1 protein-coding gene is annotated in these 380 nt (G+C 55.8%); it reads left to right on the top strand.

The window, feature by feature from the left end; translation table 11 throughout:
• Positions 1 to 31: 31 nt before the first annotated feature.
• Positions 32 to 380: MFS transporter (locus SB679_RS23270; RefSeq protein WP_410704657.1), on the top strand; the 349-nt coding region annotated here is incomplete at its 3' end.

Raw genomic sequence — 380 nt, 5'->3', positions numbered from 1 at the left:
AACAACGCTGCGCTTCTCTTAGTTCACCGATTTGCGCCTGGCCCTGTTCCTCTTCGCCGCGGCCGACGAGCTACCACTTTCCTTTTTGCCACTATATACGCGGTCAGCCGACAATCCATGGAAATGGGTGGATGGCAGTGTGCTGATCAGTCTTCCATTGGCAGGCTATCTGAGCGCAATCGTCTTCATCTCGCCTTTCGCTGGCCCTTTGGCACAGCGGTTGGGAAGGCGGATGCTGTTGTTTCTCTCAGCCATTCCTGTCTTTGTAGCGCATCTTCTCCTTTACTTCGCTACTTCCGTTCCAGAGATCGTCGCGGCGCGCACCATCATCGGGGCGGGATATGCCCTGGTGACACTGGCCTGCCAGGACTATGTTATCG

This window comes from Chryseobacterium sp. SIMBA_029, from assembly GCF_046535275.1.
In the GTDB taxonomy this organism is placed as follows: Bacteria; Bacteroidota; Bacteroidia; order Flavobacteriales; family Weeksellaceae; genus Chryseobacterium.
The sequence above is the reverse complement of the archived record's forward strand: the minus strand, read 5'-3'. Positions and strand labels throughout refer to the sequence as shown.